We start from the raw sequence: 14,433 nt of genomic DNA, 5'->3' as shown, positions 1-14,433 counted from the left end.
GGCTTTGATATTTTTGTGCGTCCGGAGACGCTGATATCAATCCTGCGAGTGCCCACACAGATTGTCTGATAAATTGTTAAAGAGCAGTGCGAACAGTGCGTTAGCGTCCTGTCGCGAGGTGGCGTATGTTACGCTTTCCTCCTGCAGAGTCAACCTCTTTCTAAGAAGTTTTTCTCCGGCGGCGCAGTCTCCTGAACCTTCAACCCGTTTCCCCTTGCCGGTGTGCCGTGTCGATGGAGGCGCATTATAGGGAACGGTTCAGATAGCGCAAGTGCAAATTGAGACTTTTTTACTGACCGTTCGATTTACACTCAAAAGGGATAGTAATTAAGCAAAAACCCCGCAAAAGGACAAAAAAACGGGCCTGCGGCCCGTTTTTCAACTCGCATCATTACTGATGTGCAGTTATGACGTCGTTTTCCACATCCATTTCGATGGTTTTGCCTGGCACCAGCGAACCGGCAAGGATCTGCTGAGCCAGCGGGTTCTCAATCTGCTGCTGTATCGCACGTTTGAGAGGTCGTGCACCATAGACCGGATCATATCCATTCTCAGCCAGCAGTTTGATCGCCGCATCGGAGATGTGCAGCTGATAGCCACGTTCATCCAGACGCTTGTACAACCGTTGCAGCTGAATCTGCGCAATCGATGCGATGTGTTTTTCAGCCAGTGGATGGAAGACGACCACTTCATCAATACGGTTGACGAATTCAGGACGGAAATGCTGTCCGACCACCCCCATCACAATATCTTTCATTTCCGGATAGCTGAGGTTACCGAACCGCTCCTGGATTAAATCCGATCCCAGGTTAGAGGTCATAATCACCACGCTGTTACGGAAGTCGACCGTACGCCCCTGCCCATCCGTCAGACGTCCATCATCCAGCACCTGCAGCAAAATGTTGAATACATCAGGATGTGCCTTCTCGACTTCATCCAGCAGGATTACCGAATAAGGACGACGGCGCACCGCTTCGGTCAGATAACCGCCCTCTTCATAGCCGACATAGCCCGGAGGTGCGCCCACCAGCCGCGACACCGAATGTTTTTCCATAAATTCGGACATGTCGATACGCACCATCGCATCGTCACTATCGAACAGGAAGTTAGCCAGCGACTTACACAATTCGGTTTTACCAACCCCGGTCGGTCCCAGGAACAGGAAGGAACCAATAGGCCGGTTAGGATCTGACAGGCCAGCACGACTACGGCGAATCGCATTTGATACCGCTTCAACCGCTTCATCCTGTCCGATAACCCGGCCATGCAGATCCTGCTCCATGCGCAGTAACTTATCGCGCTCACCTTCCATCATTCGCGCCACCGGAATACCGGTCCAGCGCGCCAGCACATCGGCAATCTCCACATCGGTTACGCGGTTGCGCAGTAACTTCATGGTTTTTCCTTCCGCCTGAGTCGCTGCGGCTAGCTGTTTTTCCAGTTCAGGAATTTTACCGTACTGCAGTTCTGACATCTGAGCGAGATCGCCCTGACGACGAGCCTGCTCTAAGTTCAGACGCGCCTGCTCAAGTTCAGCTTTAATATTCTGCGTGCCGGACAGCGAGGCTTTCTCAGTCTTCCACTCATCTTCCAGCTCGGCATATTCGCGCTCTTTCTGGTTCAGCTCAGTTTCCAGCATCTCCAGACGTTTGATACTGGCATCATCCGCCTCTTTCTTCAGCGCCTGCTGCTCCAGCTTCAACTGGATGATGCGGCGCTCAAGGCGATCCAGTGACTCCGGCTTCGAGTCCATCTGCATACGAATGCTGGATGCTGCCTCATCGATCAGGTCAATCGCTTTGTCCGGCAGCTGGCGGTCAGCAATGTAACGATGAGAAAGCGTTGCCGCTGCGACAATAGCCGGGTCAGTAATCTGCACATGGTGATGCAGTTCATACCGCTCTTTCAGGCCACGCAGAATGGCGATGGTGTCTTCTACACTCGGCTCAGCCACAAAGACTTTCTGGAAACGACGCTCCAGGGCAGCATCTTTTTCAATGTACTGGCGGTACTCATCAAGTGTGGTGGCACCTACGCAGTGCAGTTCACCACGCGCCAGCGCTGGCTTAAGCATATTACCAGCATCCATCGCACCGTCCGCTTTACCGGCGCCCACCATGGTATGAAGCTCGTCGATAAACAGGATGACGTTGCCTTCCTGTTTCGACAGGTCACTCAGCACCCCTTTCAGACGCTCTTCGAATTCACCGCGATATTTCGCCCCGGCCACCAGCGCCCCCATATCCAGCGCCAGTACCCGGCGGCCTTTCAGGCCTTCAGGAACTTCACCGTTAATGATGCGCTGCGCCAGCCCTTCAACAATCGCGGTTTTACCCACGCCAGGCTCACCAATCAGCATCGGGTTATTTTTGGTTCGGCGCTGCAGAACCTGGATAGTACGACGAATCTCTTCATCACGACCAATCACCGGATCGAGTTTGCCCTTCTCGGCACGCTCGGTCAGGTCAATGGTGTATTTTTTTAATGCCTGGCGCTGATCTTCAGCCCCCTGATCGTTCACGTTGTCTCCTCCCCGCATCTGTTCAATCGCACTGGTGATTTTTTCGCGCGTTGCGCCCGCTGCTTTAAGCAAATCGGCCAGTGAACCACGTGATTCAAGGGCGGCCAGAACAAATAATTCGGATGAAATGAAGTTATCATTGCGCTTCTGCGCCAGCTTGTCGCACAGGTTTAATACCCGCACGAGGTCAGATGAGGGTTGTACATCCCCTTCGCTGCCTTCAACTTGTGGCAGGCGATCGATGGCCTGCTCAACCTGAGCGCGTAAGGGGGTAACGTTGACACCCGCAGAAGTCAGTAAAGGTGAAACCGATCCGCCTTCCTGTTTGAGCAATGCGCTCATCAGGTGCAGAGGTTCAATAAATTGGTTGTCGTGTCCCAGAGCCAGGGACTGCGCGTCGGCGAGAGCCAGCTGAAATTTGTTAGTAAGACGATCCAGACGCATAATTCCTCCCATTACAGGTCAAAATGCTACTGGAGATTAAATGAGGTCATCCCTCAAATTTTCAAGGTTAATGACCTGAGATTTGAGTAAAAAATACACTAACTGGACCGTCTTATGGCGTAAGGTTATAACAGCCAGATCAAAGTTGCCATACGCCCGGTGATCCCATCGCGACGGAAGGAAAAGAAATCGTCGCGCTGGGTGAAGGTACAACGGCTGTCGGCACTGATTGATTTCACGCCCGCGGCCTGGAGTCGCATACGCGCCAGCAGCCAGATATCAGCGTAAAATTTGCCGCCTGAAGGGCGGAAAGCCTGCACTGCGCGAGGATCCTGAGCCATAAAGGCCTCACGTACTTCTGCACCAACTTCAAATGCATCCGGCCCGATTGCCGGACCCAGCCAGGCATGGATCTGATCCGATGGCGAACGAAACTGCGCCAGCGTATTTTCCAGTACACCCGCACAAAGTCCGCGCCAGCCTGCATGTGCCGCCGCCACTTCCGTCCCATCCTGCGAACAGAACAGGACCGGGAGGCAGTCAGCGGTCATGATGGCGCAGACGACGCCAGGCTGATCGGTGATACAGGCATCGGCACGTAATGGCGTACTTGCTCCTTCAGCCAGGCGCACAACGTCAGTGCCATGAACCTGATCCAGCCACTGCGGCATCGCAGGCAAGCCCGCCTCTGCCATCAGTAACTGCCGGTTACGCGTTACCGTATCCGGATTATCCCCCACGTGCCCGCCGAGATTCAGTGCATCCCAGGGCAATGTACTGATGCCACCCTGTCGCTGCGTCGAGCAGGCCCGAACGCGTGACGGAGCAGGCCATTGAGGCGTAATCAGATTCATCACCAGTTCATCTGGTCTTTAAATTCTTCGGTGTCTGCTTTTAACGCCGCGATCAGATCAACCATATCCTGCGGAAGCGCCGCATGGAATTCCATTTCAATCCCGCTGATAGGGTGATACAGACGTAGCATGGTGGCATGCAGAGCCTGACGATCAAAACCGCGCAGCGTAGTGATAAATGCCTCTGATGCGCCTTTTGGCGGACGCGGACGGCCACCATAAAGCGGATCGCCCACCAGCGGATGGCTGATGTGAGACATATGCACACGGATCTGGTGTGTACGACCGGTTTCCAGACGCAGGCGAAGACGGGTATGGGCGCGGAAGTGCTCCATGATGCGGTAATGCGTCACCGCTGGCTTACCCATCGGGTGAACTGCCATATGGGTGCGTTTGGTTGAGTGACGGCTGATAGGCTGCTCAACCGTGCCGCCCGCCGTCATATTACCAATCGCGACCGCTTCATATTCACGGGTGATTTCGCGACGTTGCAGCGAATCCACCAGATGCGTCTGAGCCGGTACAGTTTTCGCCACCACCATTAAACCGGTAGTGTCTTTATCCAGGCGGTGTACGATGCCTGCGCGTGGTACATCCATAATCGCTGGATAGTGATGAAGTAAGGCGTTGAGTACCGTACCATCCGGGTTACCGGCGCCAGGGTGAACCACAAAGTCGCGTGGTTTGTTGATGACGATAATGTCTTCATCTTCATAAACGATATCGAGTGGAAGATTTTGCGGTTCCCATCGCTGTGCCTCTTCAATCTCAGCGTCAATCGCGACCCGCTCGCCGCCCAGCACTTTTTCTTTGGGTGTATCGACCATGACGCCGTTTACCGTCACGCGACGGTCAAGGATCCACTCTTTTATGCGGGAACGTGAATAATCAGGGAACAATTCCGCCAAAGTCTGATCTAAGCGTTGTCCGAGTTGTGATTCGGATACCGTTGCGGTGAGTTGAACTTGTTGTGCCATATACAGCTTCTTCGTTAACGTTGGGTTTTCACGGCGATGCCGTTTAATATAATGTGCTATCGTACCTGGTCATTACCGGGAGCTATACGGACAGCTTCCGCCATAACATTTGAGGATAATCACTTCGTCATGACGCGTATGAAACATCTGGTGGCTGCTGCCACACTGAGCCTGGCACTTGTTGGTTGTTCCGGCTCAAATGACGCGGTACCGGACAGCCCGCCTTCTGAAATCTATGCTACAGCGCAGCAAAAGCTGCAGGACGGTAACTTTAAAGCTGCGATTAAGCAACTGGAAGCGCTGGATAATCGTTATCCGTTCGGTCCTTATTCGCAGCAGGTGCAGCTGGATTTAATCTACGCGTACTATAAAAATGCCGATCTGCCCCTGGCACAGGCTGCCATTGCCCGCTTTATGCGTCTTAACCCCACACATCCGAACATTGACTATGTCATCTATATGAAAGGTCTGACGGATATGGCGCTGGATGACTCAGCACTGCAGGGCTTCTTTGGTATCGATCGTTCTGACCGCGATCCGACGCACGCTCGTGATGCCTTCCGCGACTTCTCCCAGCTGCTGCGCAGTTACCCGAACAGCCAGTATGCGGCTGATGCTCAGAAACGTCTGGTCTATCTGAAAGACCGCCTGGCGAAATATGAACTGTCAGTGGCGCAATTCTATACTAAGCGCGAGGCATATGTCGCGGTTGTTAACCGTGTCGAAGGTATGATGCGCGATTATCCGGATACTCAGGCAACACACGATGCGCTGCCGCTGATGGAAAATGCTTACCGCAATCTGCAGCTGAACGCTGAAGCAGACAAAGTGGCGAAAATCATTGCAGCGAACAACAGCTGATAGCCCGATAGCTTTTCAGCCATAAAAAAAGCAGCCTGTGATGGCTGCTTTTTTTGCTCAAAGAACAGTCATAAGTGGATCTGCTGCCAGCGAGCTAACTCATCAAGCATGCCGTGTTAATCGTTTCGCTTCAAGCCATTTCAGCCAGTTTCTCAGCCTTTCTCACAGAATGTCGTGACTGACAAAAAGTGACATTTTTTCGTGATCGAAATCTCACATTCAACGCTTTTTCACGCTATGCTGAAAAGACCAAGACGGAAATGACAGAGAGGTAGGAACGATGATTCTGAACATTACCAGTAAACAAATGGAGATCACTCCGGCAATCCGAAGCCATGTTGAAGACCGTCTCGCCAAGCTCGAAAAATGGCAAACTGACCTGATTAATCCGCATATTGTCCTGTCCAAAGAGCCTAAAGAATTCGTGGCTGACGCCACTATTAACACACCTAACGGGACTCTGGTGGCCAGCGCCAAGCATGATGATATGTATACCGCGATCAACGATTTGATTGCGAAGCTCGAACGTCAGCTGAATAAAGTTCAGCATAAGTCTGAAGCGCGCCGCGCCAGTGCCAGCGTAAAAGATATTATCCCCGCCGACGAAGAGTCCTGATTTTCATAACGCGCCTCCGGGCGCGTTTTTTATTGACAGCTTTTAAGCAGTACGGTTACTCTCAGGCCACTCTCTTTGCGGACATTCACATGAAACTTGATCTGTTTTTCTTCGCTTTCTTTTTTACCTTCCCCTGAACGGGAGGCCATTCGTCGTGTGAAAATGAAAGCGAAGACGAACAACGAAGCCTCCCAACCGGGAGGCTTTTTTATTGGATAGCATACAGGTGAGCCCTATGAATCCCGACAATCCATTGCTGGCGCTACGCGATAAGATCAGCGCGGTGGATAAAAAACTTCTGACGCTGCTGGCCGAGCGTCGCCTGCTGGCAGTGGAAGTCGCGCAAGCGAAACTGGCAACGCATCGCCCGATTCGCGATGTGGAGCGCGAACGCGCGCTGCTAGAGAATCTGATTGTGCTAGGTAAAGCGCACAAACTGGATGCGCACTACATCACCCGCCTGTTCCAGCTGGTCATCGAAGATTCAGTACTGACTCAGCAGGCACTGCTGCAGAAAAACCTCAATCATCCCCATGCGCATGCCGCCCGCATCGCTTTCCTTGGTCCGAAAGGCTCTTACTCGCACCTTGCCGCACGCAACTATGCGTCGCGTCATTTCGACAGCATGGTGGAGTGTGGCTGCCTGAAGTTTCACGACATCATCAAGCAGGTCGAAAATGGCGTGGCCGATTATGCAGTGATGCCGATTGAGAATACCAGTTCGGGCTCTATTAACGACGTCTACGATCTGCTGCAACAGACCAGCCTCTCTATCGTGGGTGAGCTGACACTACCTATCGACCATTGTGTACTGGTAAATGGCCTCACAGATCTGCAGCAGATAGAGACCGTTTACAGCCATCCTCAGCCCTTCCAGCAGTGCAGCCAGTTCATTAACCGCTTCCCGCACTGGAAAATCGAATATACCGAGAGTACCGCAGCAGCGATGGAGAAAGTGGCAGCGCTCAACTCACCTAAGGTGGCGGCGCTGGGCAGTGAAGCTGGTGGCGAGCTCTATCAGCTGCAGGTGCTGGAACGTAATCTGGCAAATCAGCAGCAGAACCATACCCGCTTCATCGTACTGGCCCGCAAACCAATTGAGGTATCGGACCAGGTTCCGGCGAAAACCACGCTGATTATGGCAACCGGCCAGCAGGCGGGTGCGCTGGTTGATGCGCTGCTGGTTCTGCGTCAGCACAATCTGATTATGAGCAAGCTGGAGTCCCGCCCGATTAATGGCAATCCGTGGGAAGAGATGTTTTACATTGATGTGCAGGGCAACCTGCAATCAGAGCGAATGCAGCAGGCGCTTCAGGAATTGCAAACCATGACCCGTTCTCTGAAAGTACTGGGCTGCTATCCCAGCGAGAATGTGGTGCCAGTCGCCCCCGGCGAATAAACAGAAAAGAAAAAAGGCATCCTGTTGGATGCCTTCTTCATTTATGGGCGGCTGTCATTGGCCGAACGCAGCAGACTGCGACTTTCCACCAGGAAGCGTTTCGCGTGATCGCCAAACCACTGTTCTACCCGGTTAAAGCTGGCAATAAACGCCTGCTTGTCGCCCTGCTCCAGCAGCGCAATCGCCTCACCAAACCGCTGATAATAGCGTTTGATCAGCGCCAGATTACTCTCTGATGACATGATAATATCCGCATAGAGCTGCGGATCCTGCGCGAACAGACGTCCCACCATCGCCAGTTCCAGCCGGTAAATCGGCGACGAGAGCGCTAAGAGCTGATCGAGATTGACGTTCTCTTCAGCTAAATGCAGACCATAGGCAAAGGTCGCAAAGTGGCGCAGCGCCTGAATGAACGCCATGTTCTGGTCATGCTCAACCGCGCTGATACGATGCAGACGCGCACCCCAGACCTGAATCTGCTCCAGGAACCACTGGTAGGCTTCCGGCTCTCTTCCATCACACCAGACCACCACCTGTTTTGCCAGGCTGCCGCTGTCCGGGCCAAACATCGGATGCAGACCTAGCACCGGACCGTTATGAGCGGCCAGCATCGCCTGCAGAGGGCGGTTTTTCACTGACGCCAGATCGACCAGAATACAATCTTCAGGCAGTGGAGGCAGCTGAGCAATGACCTGCTCGGTCAGATGAATCGGCACACTGATGATTACCATGCCGGCATCGCTAAGCAGTGCCCCGGCCTGTGGCCAGTCCTCTTTATCCAGCGTTTTTACCGTGTAGCCTGACAGGCTGAGCATTTTTTCAAACAGTCGGCCCATCTGGCCCTTGCCACCGACGATTACCACCGGGCGCAGTTCAGGACAGAGGGTTTTAAACCCTTTGTCATTTTCGCTGGTATAGGATTCGCGCATCACGCGACGCAGCACATCCTCAATCAGATCCGGCGGCACGCCCAGGGCTTCAGCTTCTTTGCGACGGGAAGCCAGCATAGACGCTTCCCGTTCAGGCACATAGATAGGCAGGCCGTAACGGCTCTTGACCTCCCCTACTTCCGCTACCAGCTCCAGCCGTTTAGCCAGCAGATCCAGCAGCGCTTTATCAACACTGTCAATTTGATCGCGTAACGCGGTCAGTTCAGCCACCATTGCTCTTACACCTCTTGTGACAGACGCGCCGCCAGCACTCCCTGCAGATCCTGATGCATCTCACGCAGCAACGTTTCGGTCACTTCCCAGTTGATGCAGGCATCGGTAACGGAAACGCCATACTTCATTTCGCTGCGTGGCTGTTCAGAAGACTGATTACCCTCATTGATATGGCTTTCCAGCATCAGACCAATGATTGAACGGTTACCGTCTTTGATCTGCGCAATAGCGGATTCCGCTACGCCAGGCTGACGGCTGTAGTCTTTATTCGAATTGCCATGGCTGCAATCTATCATTAAGGCTGGACGCAGTCCCGCTTTGAGCATCTCTTTTTCACACTGCGCGACATCTTCAGGACCGTAGTTCGGCGCTTTGCCACCACGCAGAATCACGTGACCATCCGGATTGCCCTGCGTCTGCAGCAGGCAGACCTGACCAGCCTGATTGATGCCGACAAAACGGTGCGGCATTGCGGCAGCACGCATGGCGTTGATTGCCGTTCCCAGACTCCCATCGGTGCCGTTTTTAAAACCTACCGGCATCGACAGGCCCGAGGCCATTTCACGGTGCGTCTGAGATTCTGTCGTCCGTGCGCCAATGGCAGACCAGCTGAACAGGTCGCCCAGGTATTGCGGACTATTGGGATCCAGTGCTTCAGTCGCCAGCGGCAGCCCCATTTCAACCAGATTCACCAGCAGCTGGCGCGCAATGTGCAGACCCGCTTCCATATCAAAAGAGTTATCCATGTAAGGATCATTAATCAGCCCTTTCCAGCCGACAGTCGTACGAGGCTTTTCAAAATAGACGCGCATCACGATATAAAGCTGATCTTTCAGCTCTTCAGAAAGGGTTTGCAGACGACGAGCATATTCGAGCGCCACTTCGGTATCGTGAATTGAGCAGGGTCCGCATACCACCAGCAGACGCGGGTCACGGCCGGCAATAATGTCAGAAATAGTCTGGCGGGACGCCGCGACCTGATCCTGCTGTTCAGTAGTCAGTGGAAACTTCGCTTTCAGCTCTTCAGGCGTGATAAGTACCTGTTCACCGGCGATATGCACATTGTTCAGCGCGTCTTTTTGCATGATGGCGATCCTTTGGCTCGTATTAGCTGATTAAGGCTCCTCATTGAGGAATGCAATTACTGTATCACAGACAATACATAGCGCAATATTATATGTACACATTTATTACCACAGATCAAATACAGTCTGGATTATTAAATAAATAATGTTTAAATTCATGGTGATAAATAACCCCCCCCAGGATAACGATTCACCTTATTGTAATTATATGTTTACACCTGAGTATGTTGCGTTTCTGCTCCCCACAGGCAGAATGAAATAATTATTCTGTTGATACTGAGAGAGTTATGCGCCCATCGCTACAGAACATTTATCTGCGACCTTTTGAGCTTAGCGACGTTTCCGCATTTACTGCTGCAGTTAATGACTCACTGGACAGCCTGATCCCCTGGATGGTCTGGGCGCATCACGATTATCAGCCTCACGAAGCAGAAAGCTGGATCCGCTTTACCCACTGGCAAAGGATGAAAGAAGAAGCGGAAGAGTTTGCGATCGTTGATCAGCATGACCAACTGCTGGGAGGCGCAGGAATACGCTTTGCCCGTCATTCAGGTGACACCAGCGCAATTGGCTACTGGGTTCGGAGTGATGCCCAGTGTCAGGGTATCGCCAGCCGCGCGGTGGCAAAGCTGTTACCGCTGGGGTTTTCACACCCGGAGACAAGAGTGATTGAAATTCTGGCGGCTGAGGAAAACCTGGCCAGTCGGAGAGTTGCTGAGAAGTGCGGTGGCCAGTTTATTGGCTGTCGCTATGGCCTGATCATATCAGAGGCGGGGCCGGTTAATACGGCGATTTATCATTTTCAGCGGCCGGACGTCGGTTAGCTTCTGTCAGCTGGCTGCCATCAGGACAAAAAAAGGGGCTGGCAGATGCCAACCCCTTGTTTGCTATTAACTTTTAGATGTCGCGTTAGCGATACCCTAGTTAAGACGCTCTTTAATACGAGCAGACTTACCAGTACGCTCACGCAGGTAGTACAGTTTGGCTTTACGCACAGCGCCACGACGTTTAACAGCGATGCTGTCAATGACAGGTGAATGAGTCTGGAATACACGCTCAACGCCTTCGCCGTTAGAAATTTTGCGAACAGTGAATGCAGAGTGCAGACCGCGGTTACGAATAGCGATAACCACGCCCTCGAATGCCTGCAGACGTTTCTTAGAACCTTCAACGACCCATACTTTCACTTCCACGGAATCACCCGGGCGGAAGGAAGGTACGTCCTGTTTCATCTGCTCTTGTTCAATTTGCTTGATAATGTTGCTCATAATTAAATCTCATATCCTGGGTAAACTGATAGTCGGGGAAGATCACTCTTCCACATCATCGTTTTGTTGCTGCCGAGATTCACGCTGGAACTCATTCAGCAACCTTGCTTGCTCTTCAGTCAGAGCCAGGTTTTCCAGAAGTTCAGGTCTTCTCAGCCAGGTACGGCCTAGCGACTGCTTCAGACGCCAGCGGCGAATATCAGCATGGTTACCTGACAGTAATACCGCCGGGACTTCCACGCCGTCTAACACTTCAGGTCGGGTATAGTGCGGGCAATCCAGCAAACCGTCAGAGAACGAATCCTCATCGGCTGACGCCTGCTTGCCGAGTACGCCTGGAATAAACCGGGCGACTGCGTCAATCATCGTCATGGCTGGTAGTTCCCCGCCGCTGAGAACGTAATCACCGATTGACCATTCTTCGTCAATTTCGGAATGAATTACGCGCTCATCAATCCCTTCATAACGGCCACAGACCAGAATTAACTTGTCTCGTGCCGCCAGTTCGCAAACGCCCTGTTGGTCCAGTTTGCGCCCCTGAGGTGAAAGATATATCACTCTGGCACCATCACCTGCCGCTGCTTTCGCTGCGGAGATGGCATCCCGTAAGGGTTGTACCATCATCAGCATTCCCGGTCCGCCGCCGTAAGGACGATCATCCACGGTACGGTGCCGGTCGTGCGTGAAGTCACGAGGACTCCAGCTTTGAATGCTGAGCAGACCGTTTTTTACAGCCCGGCCAGTTACCCCGTAGTCGGTAATAGCGCGAAACATTTCTGGAAACAGGCTAATAACACCAATCCACATTGTATTCGCCGTTACGTTACCGCTCGATTCGGAGCTCAAAAACCAGGATCCCAATCTACCTCAATGACGCGAGTAGAGAGATCGACTTTCCTGATAACCTGTTCATCAAGAAACGGAATTAACCGCTCCTGAACACCGAATGCATCCTTCAGGTTTGCCTTAACGACGAGAACGTCGTTCGAGCCGGTTTCCATCATATCGATGACTTTGCCCATCTCGTAGCCTTCAAGGTTAACCACCTGGCAGCCCATAAGGTCCTTCCAGTAGTAATCGCCCTCTTCCAGCGATGGCAACTGCGTCGAGTCAACCTGAATTTCGCAATTGGTTAACTGAGCCGCCGCATCCCGATCGTCAATGCCTTTGACTTTGATGATCAGGTCCTGATTGTGGTGCTTCCAACCTTCCAGTTCGACCTGCTGCCATTTACCGGCGCGCTGGATGAACCAGGGTTGGTAGCTAAAGATGCTTTCAGCGTCTTCAGTGGAGGAAAACACTTTGAGCCAGCCGCGAATACCGTAGGCGGCTCCCATCTTACCCAATACAATCGGGTTAGCAGGAGGCTGTGCGGCAAGTTGTCTGCTCATGCTCACCACCGTGACAGATTAAGCTGCTTTCTTAGCTTCTTTGACCAGCGCGTTAACGCGATCAGAGAGTGTTGCGCCCTGGCCAACCCAGTGCTCGATACGATCCATATCAAGACGCAGACCTTCAGCCTGACCAGATGCGATCGGGTTGAAGAAACCAACGCGCTCGATGAAACGACCGTTGCGTGCATTGCGGCTGTCAGTAACGACGACCTGATAGAACGGACGCTTTTTAGCGCCGTGACGTGCCAAACGAATTGTTACCATAACATCCTCTTCAGTTAATAAAACACCCGGCCCCCATCGAGGAACGGGGTCCGGGTGCTGTATAAAAAGCCCGAAAATTTTACTCATTTTGGCGAAAAAAGCAACCTAAACCGTGCCTTTCCGGGCTTTTTTGTGGAACGCTTAGCGGCCCGGGAATCCTGGCGGCATCATACCCTTCATGCCGCGCATCATTTTCGCCATACCGCCCTTCTTCATTTTCTTCATCATACGCTGCATGTCGTCGAACTGCTTCAATAAGCGGTTAACGTCCTGTACCTGCATACCGGAGCCAGTTGCGATGCGGCGCTTGCGCGAGCCTTTGATGATTTCTGGTTTCTCACGCTCTTTGCGCGTCATCGAGTTGATGATGGCTTCCATGCGCACCAGCACTTTATCATCCATCTGCGATTTCACATTGTCAGGCAACTGTCCCATACCGGGCAGTTTGCCCATCAGGCTGGCCATGCCGCCCATGTTGCGCATCTGCTTCAGCTGCTCAAGGAAGTCATTGAGATCAAAACCGTCGCCGGTTTTCAGCTTCTTAGCCAGTTTCTCCGCCTGGTCGCGGTCAACCTTGCTTTCGATATCTTCGATCAGTGACAGTACGTCACCCATGCCGAGGATACGTGACGCAATACGGTCGGGATAGAACGGTTCAAGCGCTTCGGTTTTTTCACCGACACCCATGAATTTAATCGGCTTGCCGGTGATATGGCGAATCGACAGCGCAGCACCACCGCGGGCATCACCGTCGACCTTGGTCAGGATAACCCCGGTCAGCGGCAGCGCTTCATTAAAGGCTTTTGCCGTGTTTGCGGCATCCTGGCCGGTCATGGCATCGACCACAAACAGCGTTTCTACCGGCTTAATCGCGGCATGAACCTGTTTGATTTCGTCCATCATCGCTTCGTCAACGTGCAGACGACCGGCGGTATCCACCAGCAGCACATCGTAGAACTTCAGACGGGCTTCACGCAGCGCATTGTTAACGATATCGACCGGCTTCTGGCTGAGGTCGGACGGACAGAAATCCACGCCAACCTGCTGTGCCAGGGTTTCCAGCTGTTTGATTGCCGCCGGACGATAGACGTCGGCAGAAACCACTAAGACTTTCTTTTTGTGCTTCTCACGCAGGAACTTACCCAGCTTAGCGACGCTGGTGGTTTTACCGGCCCCCTGCAGGCCCGCCATCAGTACCACGGCTGGTGGCTGAGCCGCCAGGTCGAGTGCGTTGTTCTCTGCACCCATCGCCGCAACCAACTCGTTACGAACGATTTTGATGAACTCCTGACCTGGCGTCAGGCTTTTATTCACATCATGGCCGACCGCGCTCTCTTTCACACGGTTGATGAAGTCACGCACCACCGGCAGTGCAACGTCAGCTTCAAGCAGCGCCATGCGCACTTCACGCAGGGTCTCTTTGATGTTCTCTTCAGTCAGCCTTCCGCGGCCGCTGATATTTCGCAGGGTTTGCGACAAACGATCGGTTAAATTATCAAACATGGTCTCTCACTTAAAAAGATCGCGAGGCGCCTGATCGGCAGAATGCGGCGGATTATAACACGAAGCCTCGGCGATCTCTGCAAT

15 protein-coding genes and 1 other annotated feature are annotated in these 14,433 nt (G+C 52.8%); of the genes, 5 read left to right on the top strand and 10 right to left on the bottom strand.

The annotated features are described in order from the left end of the window. Positions 1-391: 391 nt before the first annotated feature. The 3 genes from clpB to rluD form a co-directional block, all read right to left on the bottom strand. The gene (gene clpB / locus F3I44_RS06640) at positions 392-2,977 is read right to left on the bottom strand and encodes an ATP-dependent chaperone ClpB (protein WP_190286014.1); all 2,586 of its coding nucleotides are present in this window, start codon (positions 2,975-2,977) and stop codon (positions 392-394) included. Between the two features lie 113 nt (positions 2,978-3,090). Next, a complete protein-coding gene (gene yfiH, locus F3I44_RS06635; RefSeq protein WP_150014566.1) occupies positions 3,091-3,819 on the bottom strand; it encodes a purine nucleoside phosphorylase YfiH in 729 nt (242 codons plus the stop codon). Next, the gene (rluD, locus tag F3I44_RS06630; RefSeq protein WP_150014568.1) at positions 3,819-4,796 is read right to left on the bottom strand and encodes a 23S rRNA pseudouridine(1911/1915/1917) synthase RluD; all 978 of its coding nucleotides are present in this window, start codon (positions 4,794-4,796) and stop codon (positions 3,819-3,821) included. The genes yfiH and rluD overlap by 1 nt, the downstream gene beginning before the upstream one ends. 129 nt (positions 4,797-4,925) lie before the next feature. Here rluD and bamD point away from each other — a divergent pair, with 129 nt between their 5' ends. The 4 genes from bamD to pheA all read left to right on the top strand — a co-directional run bounded on the left by bamD (position 4,926) and on the right by pheA (position 7,672). Further along, positions 4,926-5,657, top strand: a complete 732-nt coding sequence (bamD, locus tag F3I44_RS06625; protein ID WP_009086788.1) for an outer membrane protein assembly factor BamD — start codon at positions 4,926-4,928, stop codon at positions 5,655-5,657. 280 nt (positions 5,658-5,937) lie between these two features. Further along, positions 5,938-6,273, top strand: coding sequence for a ribosome-associated translation inhibitor RaiA (raiA, locus tag F3I44_RS06620; protein ID WP_013358812.1), 336 nt, complete (start codon positions 5,938-5,940; stop codon positions 6,271-6,273). Positions 6,274-6,361: 88 nt separating this feature from the next. Next, positions 6,362-6,486 (top strand) — a sequence feature (Phe leader region). Then, positions 6,363-6,410 (top strand): pheA operon leader peptide PheL, encoded by a 48-nt coding sequence (gene pheL / locus F3I44_RS23885; protein ID WP_187507180.1) that lies wholly within the window; start codon positions 6,363-6,365, stop codon positions 6,408-6,410. It overlaps the preceding feature by 48 nt. A 22-nt stretch (positions 6,487-6,508) precedes the next feature. Further along, the gene (pheA, locus tag F3I44_RS06615; RefSeq protein ID WP_150014570.1) at positions 6,509-7,672 is read left to right on the top strand and encodes a bifunctional chorismate mutase/prephenate dehydratase; all 1,164 of its coding nucleotides are present in this window, start codon (positions 6,509-6,511) and stop codon (positions 7,670-7,672) included. A gap of 41 nt (positions 7,673-7,713) precedes the next feature. On the opposite strand, the gene tyrA is transcribed toward pheA, so the two are convergent. Both tyrA and F3I44_RS06605 read right to left on the bottom strand, forming a co-directional pair. Then, on the bottom strand, positions 7,714-8,835 hold the full coding sequence (tyrA, locus tag F3I44_RS06610; RefSeq protein ID WP_150014572.1) for a bifunctional chorismate mutase/prephenate dehydrogenase: 1,122 nt from the start codon (positions 8,833-8,835) through the stop codon (positions 7,714-7,716). 5 nt (positions 8,836-8,840) lie between these two features. After that, positions 8,841-9,920: a 3-deoxy-7-phosphoheptulonate synthase gene (locus tag F3I44_RS06605; protein WP_150014574.1), complete on the bottom strand. Its 1,080-nt coding sequence runs from the start codon at positions 9,918-9,920 to the stop codon at positions 8,841-8,843. Between the two features lie 287 nt (positions 9,921-10,207). Here F3I44_RS06605 and F3I44_RS06600 point away from each other — a divergent pair, with 287 nt between their 5' ends. Next, complete coding sequence (locus F3I44_RS06600) at positions 10,208-10,744, top strand: GNAT family N-acetyltransferase (protein ID WP_150014576.1); 537 nt, start codon at positions 10,208-10,210, stop codon at positions 10,742-10,744. 96 nt (positions 10,745-10,840) lie between these two features. Here the strand turns inward: F3I44_RS06600 and rplS are convergent, their stop codons facing one another. The 5 genes from rplS to ffh all read right to left on the bottom strand — a co-directional run bounded on the left by rplS (position 10,841) and on the right by ffh (position 14,349). Continuing rightward, positions 10,841-11,188 (bottom strand): 50S ribosomal protein L19, encoded by a 348-nt coding sequence (gene rplS / locus F3I44_RS06595; RefSeq protein ID WP_003849035.1) that lies wholly within the window; start codon positions 11,186-11,188, stop codon positions 10,841-10,843. Positions 11,189-11,230: 42 nt separating this feature from the next. Next, complete coding sequence (gene trmD, locus F3I44_RS06590; RefSeq protein WP_050496505.1) at positions 11,231-11,995, bottom strand: tRNA (guanosine(37)-N1)-methyltransferase TrmD; 765 nt, start codon at positions 11,993-11,995, stop codon at positions 11,231-11,233. A gap of 35 nt (positions 11,996-12,030) precedes the next feature. Then, complete coding sequence (gene rimM, locus F3I44_RS06585) at positions 12,031-12,579, bottom strand: ribosome maturation factor RimM (protein ID WP_150019359.1); 549 nt, start codon at positions 12,577-12,579, stop codon at positions 12,031-12,033. 18 nt (positions 12,580-12,597) lie between these two features. Further along, entirely contained in the window at positions 12,598-12,846 is a 249-nt protein-coding gene (rpsP, locus tag F3I44_RS06580; protein WP_009086880.1) for a 30S ribosomal protein S16, read from the bottom strand. 141 nt (positions 12,847-12,987) lie between these two features. Then, positions 12,988-14,349 (bottom strand): signal recognition particle protein, encoded by a 1,362-nt coding sequence (ffh, locus tag F3I44_RS06575; RefSeq protein ID WP_013358819.1) that lies wholly within the window; start codon positions 14,347-14,349, stop codon positions 12,988-12,990. Positions 14,350-14,433: the final 84 nt, after the last annotated feature.

The organism is Pantoea sp. F_5, from assembly GCF_008631595.1.
GTDB lineage: Bacteria > Pseudomonadota > Gammaproteobacteria > Enterobacterales > Enterobacteriaceae > Pantoea > Pantoea gossypiicola.
The sequence above is the reverse complement of the archived record's forward strand: the minus strand, read 5'-3'. Positions and strand labels throughout refer to the sequence as shown.